At 63.0% G+C, this 16605-nt stretch carries 19 protein-coding genes, 1 tRNA gene and 2 pseudogenes; 13 read left to right on the forward strand and 9 right to left on the reverse strand.

All coding sequences use genetic code 11. From position 1 onward, the window contains the following. Positions 1-344 precede the first annotated feature (344 nt). On the reverse strand, positions 345-545 hold the full coding sequence (locus tag HB778_RS09890; protein WP_096450659.1) for a hypothetical protein: 201 nt from the start codon (positions 543-545) through the stop codon (positions 345-347). A gap of 77 nt (positions 546-622) precedes the next feature. On the opposite strand from HB778_RS09890, the gene HB778_RS09895 reads away from it, so the two are divergent. Beyond that, a complete protein-coding gene (locus HB778_RS09895) occupies positions 623-781 on the forward strand; it encodes a hypothetical protein (RefSeq protein WP_183463437.1) in 159 nt (52 codons plus the stop codon). Positions 782-933: 152 nt separating this feature from the next. Here HB778_RS09895 and HB778_RS09900 read toward each other — a convergent pair whose 3' ends face one another. Then, entirely contained in the window at positions 934-1095 is a 162-nt protein-coding gene (locus tag HB778_RS09900) for a hypothetical protein (RefSeq protein WP_183463439.1), read from the reverse strand. Positions 1096-1128: 33 nt separating this feature from the next. Here HB778_RS09900 and HB778_RS09905 point away from each other — a divergent pair. Next, positions 1129-1213 (forward strand) — tRNA-Leu (locus tag HB778_RS09905). Here the strand turns inward: HB778_RS09905 and HB778_RS42760 are convergent. The 4 genes and pseudogenes from HB778_RS42760 to HB778_RS09920 form a co-directional block, all read right to left on the reverse strand. Then, a complete protein-coding gene (locus tag HB778_RS42760; RefSeq protein ID WP_348524700.1) occupies positions 1177-2235 on the reverse strand; it encodes a hypothetical protein in 1059 nt (352 codons plus the stop codon). The genes HB778_RS09905 and HB778_RS42760 overlap by 37 nt on opposite strands. A gap of 127 nt (positions 2236-2362) precedes the next feature. Beyond that, a pseudogene (locus tag HB778_RS42765) lies at positions 2363-4108 on the reverse strand (DNA-directed RNA polymerase); the annotation flags it as partial. Next, a complete protein-coding gene (locus HB778_RS09915; RefSeq protein WP_183463443.1) occupies positions 4105-4305 on the reverse strand; it encodes a hypothetical protein in 201 nt (66 codons plus the stop codon). The gene HB778_RS09915 and the pseudogene HB778_RS42765, both read right to left, overlap by 4 nt. After that, the gene (locus tag HB778_RS09920) at positions 4302-4478 is read right to left on the reverse strand and encodes a hypothetical protein (RefSeq protein ID WP_183463445.1); all 177 of its coding nucleotides are present in this window, start codon (positions 4476-4478) and stop codon (positions 4302-4304) included. Before HB778_RS09920 ends, HB778_RS09915 begins: the two co-directional genes overlap by 4 nt. 624 nt (positions 4479-5102) lie before the next feature. Between HB778_RS09920 and HB778_RS09925 the strand changes: the two genes are divergently transcribed. Both HB778_RS09925 and HB778_RS09930 read left to right on the forward strand, forming a co-directional pair. Continuing rightward, positions 5103-5687 carry a YqaA family protein gene (locus tag HB778_RS09925; protein ID WP_183463447.1) on the forward strand — a complete coding sequence of 195 codons (585 nt, stop codon included), beginning with the start codon at positions 5103-5105 and terminating at the stop codon, positions 5685-5687. Between the two features lie 84 nt (positions 5688-5771). Next, complete coding sequence (locus HB778_RS09930; RefSeq protein WP_183463449.1) at positions 5772-6290, forward strand: disulfide bond formation protein B; 519 nt, start codon at positions 5772-5774, stop codon at positions 6288-6290. A gap of 470 nt (positions 6291-6760) precedes the next feature. Here the strand turns inward: HB778_RS09930 and HB778_RS09935 are convergent, their stop codons facing one another. Both HB778_RS09935 and HB778_RS09940 read right to left on the reverse strand, forming a co-directional pair. Continuing rightward, complete coding sequence (locus HB778_RS09935; protein WP_010911702.1) at positions 6761-7318, reverse strand: HNH endonuclease; 558 nt, start codon at positions 7316-7318, stop codon at positions 6761-6763. Positions 7319-7448: 130 nt separating this feature from the next. Then, positions 7449-8090 (reverse strand): DNA-3-methyladenine glycosylase family protein, encoded by a 642-nt coding sequence (locus HB778_RS09940; protein ID WP_183463451.1) that lies wholly within the window; start codon positions 8088-8090, stop codon positions 7449-7451. A 75-nt stretch (positions 8091-8165) separates the two neighbouring features. On the opposite strand from HB778_RS09940, the gene gluQRS reads away from it, so the two are divergent. Then, positions 8166-9041: a tRNA glutamyl-Q(34) synthetase GluQRS gene (gene gluQRS / locus HB778_RS09945; RefSeq protein ID WP_183463453.1), complete on the forward strand. Its 876-nt coding sequence runs from the start codon at positions 8166-8168 to the stop codon at positions 9039-9041. Between the two features lie 150 nt (positions 9042-9191). Next, entirely contained in the window at positions 9192-10103 is a 912-nt protein-coding gene (locus HB778_RS09950) for a DMT family transporter (RefSeq protein ID WP_183463455.1), read from the forward strand. 135 nt (positions 10104-10238) lie between these two features. Here the strand turns inward: HB778_RS09950 and HB778_RS09955 are convergent, their stop codons facing one another. Further along, positions 10239-11090 carry a YihY/virulence factor BrkB family protein gene (locus tag HB778_RS09955; protein WP_095199676.1) on the reverse strand — a complete coding sequence of 284 codons (852 nt, stop codon included), beginning with the start codon at positions 11088-11090 and terminating at the stop codon, positions 10239-10241. A gap of 58 nt (positions 11091-11148) precedes the next feature. Between HB778_RS09955 and HB778_RS09960 the strand changes: the two genes are divergently transcribed. The 7 genes and pseudogenes from HB778_RS09960 to HB778_RS09990 all read left to right on the forward strand — a co-directional run bounded on the left by HB778_RS09960 (position 11149) and on the right by HB778_RS09990 (position 16602). Beyond that, positions 11149-12015, forward strand: coding sequence for an SDR family oxidoreductase (locus HB778_RS09960; RefSeq protein WP_183463457.1), 867 nt, complete (start codon positions 11149-11151; stop codon positions 12013-12015). A gap of 25 nt (positions 12016-12040) precedes the next feature. Beyond that, entirely contained in the window at positions 12041-12232 is a 192-nt protein-coding gene (locus HB778_RS09965; protein WP_027031242.1) for a twin transmembrane helix small protein, read from the forward strand. 25 nt (positions 12233-12257) lie between these two features. After that, positions 12258-12839: a cob(I)yrinic acid a,c-diamide adenosyltransferase gene (locus HB778_RS09970; RefSeq protein WP_183463459.1), complete on the forward strand. Its 582-nt coding sequence runs from the start codon at positions 12258-12260 to the stop codon at positions 12837-12839. Between the two features lie 33 nt (positions 12840-12872). Continuing rightward, positions 12873-13673: a rhomboid family intramembrane serine protease gene (locus tag HB778_RS09975; protein WP_183463462.1), complete on the forward strand. Its 801-nt coding sequence runs from the start codon at positions 12873-12875 to the stop codon at positions 13671-13673. A gap of 235 nt (positions 13674-13908) precedes the next feature. Then, the gene (locus HB778_RS09980) at positions 13909-14658 is read left to right on the forward strand and encodes an electron transfer flavoprotein subunit beta/FixA family protein (RefSeq protein ID WP_183459547.1); all 750 of its coding nucleotides are present in this window, start codon (positions 13909-13911) and stop codon (positions 14656-14658) included. A gap of 20 nt (positions 14659-14678) precedes the next feature. After that, positions 14679-15607 (forward strand): annotated as a pseudogene (locus HB778_RS09985) (electron transfer flavoprotein subunit alpha/FixB family protein). Between the two features lie 116 nt (positions 15608-15723). Beyond that, positions 15724-16602, forward strand: a complete 879-nt coding sequence (locus tag HB778_RS09990; protein ID WP_013892834.1) for a 3-hydroxybutyryl-CoA dehydrogenase — start codon at positions 15724-15726, stop codon at positions 16600-16602. Positions 16603-16605 lie beyond the last annotated feature (3 nt).

Here is a 16605-nt window from a genome sequence, read left to right on the forward strand (position 1 = left end):
CAGTTCAGACGGTGCACCTCGGCGGCGCTGACCCGAAATCTATGCCAGCCCTCTTCGCCAAGTCAGAGGACACTCCTTCGTCTAACAAGCCTTGGATGGCCTGCCATCCGAAGCTCGAAGAGCGAAGGATGGTGCTCCTAGCCGGGCCGCCAGATTTGGCCGAAATCAACAACTTGCAAAAAAGTGGGGCAAGTCGACGTGGCCATGATTTGTTATGTTTTTTCTCCCGCCAGTCCCACAAAATTGAGGCGCATCCGGCGCGGCTGAGAGCAAAATGGGCTTGCGCGCTTACCCCTGTCGCGCCATCCTCCGGGTCAAGGCACCGGTCCTGTGCCGCCACCTAGCTACCAGCCGAAGCGGACTATCTGGGAAAGGTCCGCAATGTCGCCATAGATCATCGAACCTTTCACGAGAATGCATTTGTTGCCGAGAACTTTGAAAAGCGGGCTCGACGCAGCGCAAACCGGTCGGTCTTTGTCCTTGGCTTCGGCATAGCCGATGCTGATAGCTAGGACAGCGATAGCAACGAGTGTCGTCTTGCTCATATTTGGCCACCCAAGCCAGCGAGGCTCCGCAGACCGGGAGGTAAGTCGCGAGCCATGCGTCCAAATAGCACTGACGCGTGTTGGGCTTCATCCATCAATTGGATGAGGCGGGCTCATCGATGATCCCGCGCTGGACCAGTCCCATTCCATCGAATGAACGGCGCGTCGTCGCCGGTGAAGTTGTCCCACCGGATTCAGGACTTGAAAAAATGGGGCAAAAACAGGCGAAAAACTGAACAAAATCAGTGCCTGAAAAATAGGGTGGTGCCCCTAGCCGGGATCGAACCAGCACTCCTTGCGGAACTCGATTTTGAGACTAGCGATGCCACTGGCGGCAGTGAGGGATTTCAAGGACTTAGCCGGAGGGGCATCTGCCACTGGTGGCGGACTAGACCAAGAGGCCGAAGCCTATCAGGGCGAACACGAAGAGGGCCAGGAGGAGGAGCTGGAAGGAGAGAGGCCAGGCCTCGTGTTCCTCCAGGCGCTTGTCCATCTGGCGGGCGAAGTGGGCCAGCTCCTCGGCGCGATCTCGGTCTGTGGTTGACTGCATGATGAGGTCTCCGTTATAGCCCGTGATGGTAATGCCCCTTTGGCGGAATTGGTAGACGCGCCGGACTCAAAATCCGGTTCCTCACGGAGTTCCGGTTCGACCCCGGAAGGGGGCACCACCGACCTTCCGAAGTCCCATCCCGTAGCAGATGCCGTAGGCGATCCGCTTCCACTTGGGGTCATCCCAGTTGGCCCTGGCGTGGTCCAGGATGCGGTCCATGAGGTGGTTCCGCATGGCGGCGGCATCGGACCAGTACCGCCTGGGCAGCTTCTCCATCATACAGATGAAGTCGATGAGGTCTGCGAACATGGCGTCTGTGTAGGAAGACAGCGGGTCACGCAGCCAGGTGCTCACCCGGTCCTGGTCCTCGGGGCGCAGCCACCACTTCTCCACTATGCGGGTTGCCTCACGCGGTATCGATAGGACGATCTTGCAGAGGGGAGGCGTCTGCTTGTGGGCGATCTCATTGACCACGTGGAAGTGGGAGAGCTGCTGGTTGATGAAGGAGGGTGAGTTGTCGGCCTCGCGCAGCCGCTTGACGTAGGCATGGAGGTCGGCGCTGGTGATCAGGTCCAGGTCGTACTTCCCCAGGCTCTCCAGGAAGTAGACCATGCGCCAGAGGCAGGGCTCGACAGACTTGGCCGATCTCATGCCATGCCAATGGGTCTCCAGCGCGATGCGGGCTGCCTCGCGGAGGGTACCTGTCCGGTGCTTGGGCTGCCGGTATTCCTGGGTGTCGGCGTGACGGTAGGCTTCGAGGGGTTCGGCCAGGGGGTCCTGGTTTGCGGGCACGGGCCACATGCCATACGCGGAGAGAGCTGCCTCGATCTCCTGCTCCAGGGCTTCAGCCGCTTCCCGTGTGGTCGCGGCCTTTCTGATGCGGTGTGCTCGTAGCTGGAGCCTCTGACCATCCAGCTTCGTCTCGATCCGGTACTCCTCCTCCGTGGCGTAGAAGTGCCTGACGTAGAAGCCAGCCGGTGTCCACCATGCCAGGGCCTTCCCACTCCTCGACGCAATGGCGCAGTTGTGCTGTATCCAGTGCATCACCTCGACCGCCCTGACGACTACCGCCTTGACCGCCTTGAGGAGGAGGTCCACCAGGAGGTTGAGTGCGTCCTTGCGTTGGTCCCTGGGGATCACGGCACCATCCTTGTCGTGCTTCTTGAGCCACGCCAGGGTGTACCGATAGTAGGCGCTCCTGGTCCCCCCCGTAAGGCAGGATCATGACCGGCCTCTTGGCTACCTCCCGAGGTACCTTGTCCCCGAAGAGGCGGCCCCACATGCGGACGAAGGGGTTGAGGGGCTGATCGTCCAGGGCTTGCTGCACGATGTTGCCCACGTCCATGTAGATATCCCTGGGCCGGTTACCCGGTACCAGGTTCACGGCGCGGCCACCCTCCTCGTCCCGCACCATGGCGGAGAGATGCTGAATGCCGTTGCATGTGCCATCCACCCGGATAGGCAGCGAGGAGATCATCCCAGGACCTTCATCCAGGTAGCGGACCCACTCGAAGATGGCAGCCAGGCATTGCCACGGGTCCTCCTCCTCGGCCCATAGGCGATTGTCCAGGGGGTCCGCCGCGATCTGCCGCCAGCGGGCCTCCCGGTCCTTCACCCACTTGATGCGGTCGTAGAAGTTCTCCTTGTCCACCCCGTGGACGTTGGCCAGGTGGATTGCCAGCCATTGCTCGTCGTCCTCCTCGACGGGCTTCCCCTTGGCGAAGGTGAGGAGACCCCGGTCCAGGTCCCGGCCCTGGGGCGATAGGTCGGACACGATGGAGTACATGCGGCCACGGAAGTCCAGGTGATGCGGGAAGAAGAACTCCGGCTCGTCTGCCAGCCTCCGGGCCAGCTTGAGGGTGCGGCGCTGGGCCAGGAACTTGGAGACCCTGGTGGCATTGTCCGCATGGATGTCGCTGGCGATCTTGGCCCACTCCCGGTACTCGTCGGTCCCCTTGATGGCACCCTCTGGCATGTCTGGAGGGTCGATCTTCTCCTGGCGGATGATGCCGGCGATGGCGAGGTCCTTGTCCCAGATGGTCTCGGCCACTTCGAGTACCCTGGTGTTGATCGCCCAGGGTGACCGCTGCACGTAGTTGACCGCCGAGTAGACCTCCGGCATGTCCAGGGCTTCGAACTCCTCTAGGGCGACCTGGCGCTGCTCCTCGTGGTTGGCCTTGAAGCGGATGAGGACGGGCGACTTGACGAAGGGCGTATGGTAGCCCCCTCCCCGAGGACCCTCCCAGTCGAGCGGAGGGATGAGGGTCGGGGCGAATGCCGGCATGTGGAGAAGCTCATCGTCCATCGCGTTGGCGATCCACTCCGCCAGCTCGTTGTCTTCCATGAGGACGGCGGGGCGCTGTGCCCAGGCACCACCCTTGATCCGGTAGGGCTCCCAGGCAGGGTCCGGTACGATATGGAAGCGCTGGGTGCTCTCGATCACCAGGTCCAGCATCGTGAGGCCTACGCGCTCCCGCTCGGTGGTCGTCCAGTCCAGCCAGCCCAGCTCGTCGTGCTTGGACTTGTTGAAGATGGCGATGGTGGCGCGGCGCTGGTGGATGCTGGTGGACTTCCTGGCCTGGAAGCGGGCCTGGAGTTCCTGCCAGTCCTTGGGGTCGCTCTCCTTCCAGTGCTGCATCCGCGCCTCATGCTCGCAGTTGGTGCCGATCTCCATGGCAATGGACAGGATGTTCCGGCGCTCCATTCCCAGCATACGGAGGACCGCCTTGAGGGCGACCATGGCGGCGGTGTCCGGGTGCAATTGCTGTAGGGGTCCCAATGCAATAGACTTCGGTCCACGGCGGGGGGTGTTGATCCACTTCTGGAGGGCCTCGGACAGGGGGAGGACCCATTCATGGAGGAGGCTGCGGTGGGGTCGCATACCACCCAGGTTATGCCGCTCGCGGGCCTTCGTTATGCGGTCCCTCATCCGCTCCTTACCGGTCTCCATCATCTCTTCCTCGAAGGCGACCTGGGCGTCCCAGCGGTCATGAAGGTATGCCGGTTGGTTCATGCGTACTCCTTGGAAAGCTCGTTGTACTCGACCTGGGTGAGGCTATGGATGCGGTACCTGGTCGGCCCGATGCGGGCATAGAGGACGCACTGGTCCGGTATCCTGGTCTCCGCTCCTGACAGTGCTGGCACCAGGTCGATCTCAATAAGCCCCCGCGAGAGGGCGTCGTTGATGAGGGTCGTGAAGAGGGATGTCATTGGACCACCTTCTCCTTGCCGTTCGGCTGGAAGTGCTCCGCAAAGACCCGGACCAGCTTGACCGATAGGTCGGCCATGATGGCTCGCTGGTGGGGTTTCTGGCTGCGGAGCTTACGCAGTAGTGCTGCTTCGGTCTCACGGTCGAACTGCTCGATGAACGATGGCTTTTCCATTAGTCGCTGATCCTCGTCTGTTCGCGGATGATGGTCCCCGTGAAGGGACACTGGCGGGTCTCGATCCTCCACCATCTCCCCAGGTCATCGACCCCGTGGAAGCGGTAGAGGAGCTTCATGGTCTTGAAGTTCTCGGCGGTTGTCCGGTGGGCTGCCGGCCACTGCTTTTTGGTGCCTGCCACTGGTGGCGCGGAGGGGGCACATTTACTCGACACTCTGTGCAGAAGCGTAGTGATGGCGGAAAGCATGAAGCCTTGCCTTTCATGGTGTTGAGAGGTGGACTGTGTGCTGGGAGGTAGGTTGGGTAGTCGCTTTTGAGTCGAGCGCGTCTACCAATTCCGCCATAGGGGCTCAGGCCGGGCGGCCTGGATGGGCGCGGACTATACGGTTGGAGGCCTGTTCGTCAACTGGCCAATTCTCGGGATCACCGGGATGCGACCAATCTTCGCCTTTTGATTTCGTGGCCGTGCTGCCATTGTGCAGCGCGGAAAATCTTTCTAGACAGGCGGCGCATGCAGCGTGGCGCATCTGAAGGGATGGCCGCGCACGCTTTGGGTCTTGTTTTCATCCCTGCCTTTGCCCCAAGCATCCCAGCACTTTTGGGCGACACGCATAGGAGAGCCGATGCTTCGCGGACTGTACGACTGGACCTTGTCTCTCGCGGCACGCAAATCCGCCGAATGGTGGCTGGCCTTCATCGCTTTCGTCGAAAGCTCGGTGTTCTTCATTCCGGCCGACGTACTTTTCCTGCCCATGGCGTTGGCGCGGCCCGAACGCGCCTATCGCTACGCGCTGACCGCCACCGTTGCGTCCGTGCTGGGCGGCATTGCCGGCTGGCTGATCGGCTACTATGCCTATGACACGATAGCACGGCCGATCCTGGAACACTTCGGCGGCCTTGCCACGTTCGAGAAGTGGCAGTCGTCCGGCACCGGGCTAATGCTGATGCTGCTCGTCACATCCGGCGTTGCGCACCTGCCGCCGATCAAGGTGGTCACTATTCTGGCCGGGGCGCTTCACATCAATCTTGTTGTCTTCATCGTCTCGGCGATCTTGGCGCGCGGCGCCCGTTTCCTGTTGCTGGCGTGGCTTTTGCGCCGCTACGGCGAGTCGATCCGCGAGTTCATCGAAAAGCGCCTTGGCCTGATCGTCGGCGCCGCCGCGGCTGCCCTGATTTTGCTCTATATCGTCGTCAAATACGCCCTCTGAGGCCTCGGCCTCAAAAACCGGGGTAACGGTTTTGAGAGGGGCAAGCGGACCTGGCGGGCGGCGAACTCAACGGACGAAAGACCCATGACAGCGACCATGAATGCCGATACCGGACGCCAGCGCACGCGGACCGCCCTGTTTCTCGCCGTCGCCATGGCCGCGACCGTCGGCTCGGCGCTCGGCTTCCAATACATTGGCGGCTATATCCCCTGCCACCTCTGCCTGGAACAGCGCACCCCCTACTATATCGGCGCGCCGCTGATGGTGCTGGCGGTGATTGCATCGATGCTGCGCGCACCGGCCTGGCTGACACGCGGCCTGCTGGGCGTCGGCGGCCTGCTGATGCTCTACGGCCTCTATCTCGGCGTCTACCATTCCGGCGTCGAATGGCAGTGGTGGGCAGGCCCGACCGATTGCACGGCGGGCGCCGGCCCGGTCGACACCGGCGGCAAGGGCGTGCTCGACGCGCTCGACAAATTCGTGCCGCCCTCCTGCGACAAGGCCGCACTGCGCATCCTCGGCCTGTCGCTGGCCGGCTGGAACGCCATCGCCAGCCTTGTCCTGGCCGCCGTCGCCTTCCGCGGCGCGCTGGCTCGCGACTGAACCAATTCGATTGAGTCCACGGCACACGATTCGAGCAAAAGAACCCGGCAGGCTGAGTCGCGTGACGCGGCTTTCGACGTCCGGGTCAGGTCGACCCCCACTCCGTCTCGGCTTCGCCGAGCCACCTCTCCCCCGATCGACGGGGTAGAGGAAGGGCGCGATCCTGTTGTAGCCAGCGTTCCTCCGGCAGGCTCCCTTCTCCTCCCTCCGGAGGGGGAGAGGTGGCGCTGCGAAGCAGCGACGGAGTGGGGGAAGCCGGTCCTAAACGCGAAGCCGCTGATAAGTGAGCGCGGCCGAGTTGGTCCGATAACGGCGAGTTTCAGATTATCATGGCCTGATAGGCGTGTGAGCACCGGCCTACGCCGGCCGTAGCCTGAACTGTCACGACCACCCATGAGTCTTCGGCCGGCGAAGGCCGGAAGCGCAGAAAATCGCTCCAGACGGCCAGCCTCCCGAATTCTCGAACGATCTCAGGGTTCCAGTTCGACATCCCAGTAGAGATAATCCATCCAGCTTTCATGCAGATGGTTGGGCGGGAACAGGCGGCCATTGTTGTGCAAATCATGCACCGTCGGCTGATAAGGCTTCTGCAGCGGCCACATCTTGGCATGCGCCGGCATCATGCCGCCCTTCCGGAGATTGCAGGGCGAGCATGCGGCGACGACATTCTCCCAGGTCGTCGCACCACCACGATGGCGGGGAATGACGTGGTCGAAGGTCAGGTCGTCAGGCGTGCCGCAATACTGGCACTGGAAGCGGTCGCGCAGGAAAACGTTGAAGCGGGTGAAGGCCGGATGCCTGGACGGCTTCACATAGGCCTTCAGGCTGACCACGCTCGGCAGCTTCATCGAGAAGGTCGGCGAGGACACCGCGTGCTCATATTCGGCGACGATGTTCACCCGGTCGAGGAATACCGCCTTGATGGCATCCTGCCAGGACCAGAGCGACAAGGGGTAATAGCTGAGCGGACGGTAATCCGCATTCAGCACCAGCGCTGGAAGCCCATCCGGAGATACGGCAACCGTCACCTTGTTTACCTCCTTGGTTCTAGACCCGAACGGCGCGGATACTGTAAGCCCGACATGACAGGGATGTGAAGCGGATTGTGGTTCGCGCGACGTGCCAAAAAAAGCGTGATTTTTATGCTTTTTTGCGGATTCAGGCGGGCGGTGCGGCGTCCCTGCCCCTGGTTTCGCGATAATAGGACCAGAAAAGCCGCGATGCGACACCTCGCCACGGGCTCCATGATTCGGCCAATGCGATCAGCGTTTTCTCCGGCGGACGCGGGTCGATGCCGAGCGCATGGCCAACCGCGCTCTGCAAAGCAACGTCACGCGCGGGAAAGATGTCGGGGTGCCCGGCGGCAAACAGAAGGTACACTTCCGCCGTCCACGGACCGATGCCGGGCACCGCCGTCATCGTTGTGATCGCCTCCTGAGCGTCGAGCGAACAGAGGTGATTGAGGTCGAGCCCGTCCGCCACGGCCCGGGCAATTGCGATCAAGCCGCGCTGCTTGGGCCGCGACAGGCCGGCCTCGCGAAACATATCCTCTCCGGCAGCCAGGATCGCCTGCGGCGTCAGCGGATCGACGAGCTTCGTCAGCCGGCCGAAGATGGCGTCGGCGCTCGCCCGCGACACTTGCTGCGAGACGATGATCGAGGCCAGGCTCCTGAAGCCCGGCTCGGAGAGCCTGAGCGGCACCTCGCCGGCCATGCCGCGCACCTTTTCCAGGCGCGGGTCGATGATGCAAAGCGCATCGAGCCCGCGCGCAATGTCGTCCAGTGTCACGATGCGCTGCATGGTATCCTTGTCCGCCAATGTGCAGCAAAGTAGCAACGGCCGAAACCGCCGCACAACCCGATTGCCGCCTGAGACATGACGCTCCTGACATTCCGCTTCGCGCCCAGCCCCAACGGCGACCTGCATCTCGGCCATGCCTATTCGGCGCTGCTCAACCAGAAGCTCGCAGAGGCCAGCAGCGGTCGCCTGCTGCTGCGCATCGAGGATATCGACACCACACGCTGCACGCCGCAATTCGAGGCCGGCGTGCTTGCCGATTTGAAATGGCTGGGCCTTGGCTGGGAAGAGCCGGTGCGCCGCCAGTCCGAGCATTTCGCCGAGTATCAGGCGGTGCTCGACCGGCTGATCCGCGAGGAGCTCGTCTATCCCGCCTTCATGAGCCGTGGCGAGATCAGGGCCTTCATCGCCGACAGCGAAAAGCGCGGGCGTGACTGGCCGCGCGATCCTGACGGCGTGCCGCTCTATCCCCCCGCCGACAAGACGCTGACCGTGAAGGAACGCAAGCGGCGGATCGCTGAAAACGAGCCCTTCGCCTGGCGGCTGGATGTCGATGCCGCCACAGCGCGTGTCGGCAAGGACCTCGCATGGGCAGAATTCAGCGATGAGACGCTATCGGCGACCCGTTCGGTCGAAGCCCGACCGCAGGACTGGGGCGACGTGATCGTGGCGCGCCGCGACATCCCGACGAGCTATCACCTGGCCGTCGTCATGGATGACGCGCTGCAAGGCATCAGCCATGTCGTGCGCGGACAGGATCTGTTTTCCGCAACCGGTGTGCAGCGCCTGCTGCAGGACTTGCTTGGGCTGCCACAACCCGCCTATTTCCACCATCGGCTCATCCTTGGGCCGGACGGGCGAAAACTGTCGAAGAGCCTTGGCGACACCGGCCTTGCCAAGCTGCGCGGGGCCGCCGCGACAGTTGACGACATCAGGCGGATGATTGGACTTTGACCTCTGCGAGGTCGGGAGAACCGGACGTCGGGCGCACCGCCAATTGAAATTCCGTGATGCATGGATCAATCGTTTCGTTTTGCACGCCGGGTTGAACGGGACTAGAGCAGCGCCACGGTCAGTTTCTCACCAGCGTACGGTCTCCGGAAAATGCAGAGCATCAAGCGGTTCATCCCCGCCACCTTCGTCGTCCTGTGGGCGACCGGCTTTATCGGCGCCCGCTACGCCATGCCGTGGGCGGAGCCGTTCACCTTCCTCGCCGCGCGCTTCGTCATAGCGGCGATCCTGCTGGCTGCCCTGATGCCCCTGTTGGGTTCGAAACGTGCCACCCGCAAGGAGGCGCTGCACGCCACCGGCGCCGGCGTGCTGATGCATGGCGTCTATCTCGGCGCCGTCTTCTGGGCCATCCACAGGGGCATGCCGGCCGGGTTTTCGGCCCTGATCGTCGGCCTGCAGCCGCTGATCACCGCGGTGCTTGCCGGCAAGTTCCTTGGCGAGGCGATCTTGCCGCGCCATTGGCTTGGCCTTGGCATCGGCCTGATCGGCATCGTCATCGTGCTGTGGCCAAAACTCGGCGCGCTCGGTGGCGGCGTGACGGCGGCGACGCTGACCGCCTCGCTGGTCTCGGTGCTCGGCATGAGCGCCGGCACCATCTGGCAGAAGCGCTTTGCTTCCGGCGGCGACCTCGTGGCGGCGACCATGTGGCAATATGTCGGCGGCGCTTCGCTGATGATCCTGGCCGCGCTCGCCTTCGAGACACACACCGTCATCATCAACGGCGAACTGATCTTCGCCATGGCCTGGCTGGTGCTGGTGCTGTCGCTCGGCGCCATTTTCCTGCTGATGGTGATGATCCGCGACGGCGAAATGTCGAAAGTTGCCTCGCTGTTCTACCTGGTGCCGGCGGTGACGGCGATTATCGCCTGGGCGCTGTTCGACGAGCAGCTCAACGCACTGCAGATCGTCGGCATGGCGATCACCACCTTCGGCGTCGGCCTGGCAACGGCGCGGCCGGCCAAGGGGAGAGCTGTGGGGCTGGGAACTGAGGAACTGAGGAACTGAGGAACTGAGGAACTGAGGAACTGAGGAACTGAGGAACTGAGGAACTGAGGAACGAGCACGCGGCGCCAGAAATGGCCGCTTTTTTCTTCAATTCCTCAATTCTTCAGTTCCTCAATTCTCCAGTTCTTCATTTCCTCATCCAACCCGCGCCCGCGCCTCCAGATAGCGGCTAATCGCGGCATTGAGCTCGCCGCCGAGGATGAAGATCGCCGAGACGATGTAGAGGAAGACCACCGCGATCATGATCGAGGCCAGCCCTGCATAGGTCGTCACATAGGACGAGAAATGGTCGAGATAGGTGGCAAACATCGTCGAGCCGATGAGCCATGCCGCCAGCGTGAAGACGATGCCCGGCACCAGCGAGACGAAGCGGCGCTTGCCGGCCGGCAGCCAGTAGTGCACCGAAAACAGCCCACCGATGATGACGGCTGAGGCGATGACGTAGCGCCACAGCGTGATCGTGCCGGTATAGGGCTTTATCCACTCGAAATGGGCTTCCGCGAGTCGCGCCAGCAGAGGCGCGAACACCAGAAGCACGCTGATCGCCAGGAACCCGGCCGTCGCGATCAGCACGAAGAACAGGCTCTGCACGCGGCGATAGATGATCCCACGCGTCTCGGTGACGCGATAGGCGCGGTTGAGCGACGTGCGCAGCGCCTCGATGCCGTTCGAGGCAAAGTAGGCGGCAAGCAGCACGCCGTAGGTCAACAGATCGGTGCGCCGGACGGTCAGCACGTTCAGCACTTCATGCGCGATCGGCTTGGCGATCTGATCCGGCCAGGTGTCGAAGACCAGATGCACGGCCGTGTCGGCAAAGGCCTGGGCGCCGAGGAAGCTGCCCAGCGTCGTGGCGAAGATCAGGAACGGAAACAGCGCCATCAGCGAGGTGATCGCCAGATGGCTGGCCATCGCCCAGCCGTCATCGGTGTTGAAATGGCCGAGCGCGTCGTAGAGCACGCGGCGCAGGGCGACAATATTCCGCAACAAGAACCCGCGTCCCCTTCGATTGTCTCGACGCCGCGAATATGGGAAGTGAATGCGGCAAATGGCAACCCTTGGCGAAACCACGAGTCCGACAGCGCAGGAATTGCGCACCATCATCGTCACCGGCGCCTCGTCCGGCATAGGTGCATATTGCGCCCGGGCACTCAAGGCGGAAGGCTGGCGGGTCTTTGCAACGGCCCGGAAACCCGAGGACATCGCCGCCCTCGAAAGCGACGGCATCGAGGCCTTCTACCTCGATTACAGCGAACCGGACTCGATCGCTGCCTTGGTGACTTCAGTGCTCGACCGCACCGGCGGCCGGCTGGACGCGCTCTTCAACAACGGCGCCTACGCCCAGGCCGGCGCGGTCGAGGACCTGTCGGTGGCCGCGCTGAAGGAACAGTTCGAGGTCAATTTCTTCGGCTGGCACAACCTGACCAGCCGTCTCGTGCCGGTGATGCGCCGCCAGGGCCATGGCCGTATCGTCCATTGCTCGTCGATCCTCGGTCTCGTGCCGGTGCGCTTTCGCGGCGCCTATTCGGCATCCAAACATGCGCTCGAGGCCCTGATGCTCTGCCAGCGCCAGGAACTGCAAGGCAGCGGCGTCCATGTTTCGCTGATCGAACCAGGGCCGGTGAAATCGAAGATCGCCAGCAATGGCCTGCCCTGGTTTCTGAAAAACATCGACATCGAGAATTCCGTGCACAGCGCGGACTATGCGGCGCAATTAGAGCGACTGCGCGCCGGCGGCAGCCAGTCGGCGCTGAAGCCTGGGCCGGAAGTGGTCCACAAGGTTCTGCGCCATGCACTTCTGTCGCGGCGCCCGCGCCCGCACTATGTGGTAACAGTGCCGGCTAAGATCGGCGCCGCCCTCAAACGCGTCCTGCCGGCATCGACACTCTACCGCCTGATGGCCAAACGCGCCTGAGCGCGAAACAACTGGAAACGCAACAATGGCAACCGTCTTCAACATCCTCGCCATTCTGGTCATGGCCGCCGTGGTGATCGTGCTGATCCGTGGCCTCATCAACATGATGCGCGGCGGTTCCGGCGTCACCTCGAACAAGCTGATGCAGGCGCGCGTCATGCTGCAGGCCGTGGCGCTGGTGCTGATTCTGCTGGCGGTGTATTTCACCCGCAAGTGAGGGTATCGGCAGCGGGGGAGACGACGTGGTCAAGCTCAACAAGATCTACACCCGCACCGGCGATGACGGCACGACGGGTCTCGGCACCGGTGAGCGGCGGCTGAAATCCGATCTGCGGGTGGAGGCCTACGGCACGGTCGACGAAGCCAATGCCTGCATCGGCATCGCGCGGGTTCACACAGTAGCTAGCCACCCGGCGATCGATGCCATGCTGTCGCGTATCCAGAATGATCTCTTCGACCTCGGCGCCGACCTTGCCGTACCCGACGACGGCAAGCCGCTTGGCTACGAGCCGCTGCGCATCGTGGCGACGCAGACCGACCGCGTCGAAAAGGACATCGATCTTCTCAACAAGGATCTGCAGCCGCTCAAATCCTTCGTGCTCAACGGCGGCACGCCGGCTGCGGCGGCGCTTCATCTCGCCCGCACCGTGGCGCGGCGGGCCGAACGGCTGATGGTGGCGCTGGCGCAAGACCCGGGCGAGCACGTCAACCGCGACGGGCTGAAATACATCAACCGCGTCTCGGATTTCCTGTTTGTCGCCGCCCGGGCGGTCAATGACAATGGAAATGCCGACGTGCTATGGGTTCCCGGCAAGAACCGCTGAACGGACCATAAAGCGGGAGGGGGCCAGGCACGCATGTTCATCCCGCTTTACGACACCAACAGGCTGCGTCATATCCGGCTGCAATATGTGACGATCGGCCTGATCGTGGCCAACGCGCTGGTCTATTGCGCCACGGCACTCGGCGGCGAGAACTTCACCAATGCGGCGGTGCTTGGCCTTGGTTTCATTCCGTCCGTCGTTCACGACACGGCCGAACTCGACCCTCGCTTTGTCATCATCCCGGAAAGCCTGAGCTACCTCACCTATTCCTTCCTGCACGCCGATATCTTCCACCTTGGCGGCAACATGCTGTTCCTGTGGGTGTTCGGCGACAATGTCGAGGACGCGCTCGGCCACATCCGCTACCTGATCTTCTATCTCCTGTGCGCCATCGCCGGCGCCGCCTTCCAGGGCCTCGTCGCGTGGAATTCGCAGGCGCCGCTGATCGGCGCCTCCGGTGCCATCGCCGGCGTGGTCGTTGCCTATTTGATCCTCTATCCCCGGGTAAAGGTCTGGGTGCTGGCCTTTGCCCGCATCCCCTTGCGTATTCCAGCCTTCATCCCGCTCATCCTGTGGGTGCTGTTCCAGGTCTTCATGTTCGCCGCCGGTGGCGAGGACCAGATTTCCTGGGCGTGCCACATCGGCGGCATCATCGCCGGCGCCGTGCTGGTGCTGGTCCTGCGCAGCCGCGGCGTGCCGCTTTTTGCCGGCGCGGACGAGGATACCGAGGCTCCCGCTCCCGACCAGCCGCCGGTTGCTGCCGAACCCGCGGCGCGTGAACCGCCGGCGACCACGACGCGCTGGGGCCGAGGAAACCCTTCTAGCCCAAACTGAACCGATTTGAGCCGCTTTCAGCGTATTGACGGCGGGGGTTGGCCAAACTACGGAAACGTCTCCGTCTGAGCCCCAAGGCTGTTAAGGAGCAGTCCAAGACGGGCAAAGACCAGAATTTCCATCCGGCCAGAATTCCGTCTGGCCGGAATTCAGTCAGGAATGTCGGCTTTCGACAACTCAGAAGGGGCGCAAGCTGTTATAGCGCGCCCAACTAGCGTGAAGAGGTGACAGGCAAATGAAGATCCTTGTGCCCGTGAAGCGGGTTGTGGATGCGAACGTCAAGGTTCGCGTGAAGGCCGACGGTTCGGCGGTGGAACTCGCCAACGTCAAGATGGCGATGAACCCGTTCGACGAGATCGCGGTGGAAGAGGCGATCCGGCTGAAGGAAGCCGGCAAGGCCGAAGAAATCATCGTCGTCTCGATCGGCCCGCAGCAGGCGCAGGAAACCTTGCGCACCGCGCTCGCCATGGGCGCCGACCGCGCCATCCTGGTCAAGACCGACGAGCAGACCGAGCCGCTCGGCGTCGCCAAGGTACTGAAGGGTGTCGTCGACGCCGAACAGCCCGGCCTCGTCATCCTCGGCAAGCAGGCGATCGACGACGACTCGAACCAGACCGGCCAGATGCTGGCGGCCCTGCTCGGCTGGGCGCAAGGCACGTTTGCCTCCAAGGTGGTGCTCGACGGCGACAAGGCCAAGGTAACCCGCGAAGTCGACGGCGGCCTGCAGACGGTTGAGCTGAAGATGCCGGCGATCATCACCGCCGATCTTCGCCTCAACCAGCCGCGCTATGCCTCCCTGCCCAACATCATGAAGGCCAAGAAGAAGCAGCTCGACGAAAAGACCCCGGCGGACTACGGCGCCGACGTCAAGCCGCGCCTCAAGGTCATCAAGACCGAAGAGCCAAGCGGCCGCAAGGCAGGCGTCAAGGTCAAGAGCGTCGCCGAACTGGTCGACAAGCTCAAGAACGAAGCCGGCGTGCTCTGAGATCGGAAGGAACAGATAAAATGACCATTCTCCTCATCGCAGAACACGACAACGCCACCCTTTCCGACCAGACCGCCAAGGCGCTCTCGGCGGCCCTGCAGATAGGCTCGGACGTGCATGTGCTGGTGGCCGGCAAGGGCGCCAAGGGTGCGGCCGACGCCGCGCCAAGCTCAAGGGCGTCAGCAAGGTGCTGCTGGCCGAAGCCGACGAACTCGCCGAGCGCCTCGCCGAACCGACGGCCGCACTGGTCGTGTCGCTCGCCGGCGGCTACGACACCATCATCGCCCCGGCGACCTCGTCGGGCAAGAACGTCGCACCGCGCGTGGCGGCCCTGCTCGATGTCGCGCAGGTGTCCGAGATCATCGAAGTGGTTTCGCCGGACACGTTCAAGCGGCCGATCTATGCCGGCAACGCCATCCAGACCGTGCAGTCGACCGACGCCAAGAAGGTCATCACGGTGCGCACCGCCTCTTTCCAGGCAGCGCCCGAGGGCGGCTCGGCCGCTGTCGAGACCGTCAAGGCGGCGGCCAATCCCGGCCTCTCCACCTTCGTCGAGAACAAGCTTTCGGACACTGACCGTCCGGAACTGACCTCGGCCAAGATCATCATTTCGGGCGGCCGTGCTCTCGGCTCCTCGGAAAAATTCCAGGAGGTCATTCTGCCCGTCGCCGACAAGCTCGGTGCCGCCGTTGGCGCGTCCCGCGCCGCGGTCGATGCCGGCTATGCGCCGAACGACTGGCAGGTCGGCCAGACCGGCAAGGTCGTCGCTCCCGATCTCTACATCGCGGTCGGCATCTCCGGCGCCATTCAGCACCTTGCCGGCATGAAGGATTCCAAGGTTATCGTCGCCATCAACAAGGACGAAGAGGCGCCGATCTTCCAGGTTGCCGACTACGGCCTCGTCGGCGATCTCTTCGTCATTCTGCCGGAGTTGCAGAAGGCGCTTTGACGCTCTCTGGCAAAGCGTATTAAATGCTGGGGGTGGGGTAGACGAAGTCGCCCCGCCCTTTTAGTTTGCACCGCACAAAAAGCAGGCTGCAAAAGCCTTTGGACGGGATCGGTGTAATGAGCAAGATCGAGACGATCGGCATCATCGGCGCAGGCCAGATGGGCGGGGGTATCGCCCATGTCTCCGCGCTTTCGGGCTACAAGGTGCTGATCTACGACATATCGCCCGACCGCATCGAGAAGGGCATCGCCACCATCAGCGGCAACATGGCCCGCCAGGTGGGCTCCGGCAAGCTCGACGAGAAGCTGCGCAACCAGGCGATGGCGCGCATTGCCTCGGCACCGGCTATGGCCGATCTTGCCGGCGCCGATCTGGTGATCGAGGCGGCAACCGAGGACGAGACGGTCAAGCGCAAGATCTACGCCCAGCTCTGTCCGCAGCTCAACCCCGAAGCCATATTGGCGACCAACACCTCGTCGATCTCGATCACGCGGCTTGCCGCGCAGACCGACCGGCCGGAGCGCTTCATCGGCATACATTTCATGAACCCGGTGCCGCTGATGAAGCTGGTCGAGCTGGTGCGTGGCATCGCCACCGAGGACCAGACCTTCGAAGCGGCGAAGACCTATGTGAAGCAGCTCGACAAGACGATCACGGTCTCGGAGGATTTCCCGGCCTTCATCGTCAACCGCATCCTGCTGCCGATGATCAACGAAGCGATCTACACGCTCTATGAGGGTGTCGGCTCGGTCGATGCCATCGACACCGCCATGCGGCTTGGCGCCAACCATCCGATGGGACCGCTGCAGCTGGCCGACTTCATCGGCCTCGACACCTGCCTGTCGATCATGCAGGTGCTGCATGACGGGCTGTCGGATTCGAAATACCGCCCCTGCCCGTTGCTGGTGAAGTATGTCGAAGCCGGCTGGCTCGGCCGCAAGACCGGACGCGGCTTCTACGACTATCGCGGCGAGCACCCCGTTCCGACGCGCTGACGC

This window comes from Mesorhizobium huakuii (assembly GCF_014189455.1).
In the GTDB taxonomy this organism is placed as follows: domain Bacteria; phylum Pseudomonadota; class Alphaproteobacteria; order Rhizobiales; family Rhizobiaceae; genus Mesorhizobium; species Mesorhizobium huakuii_A.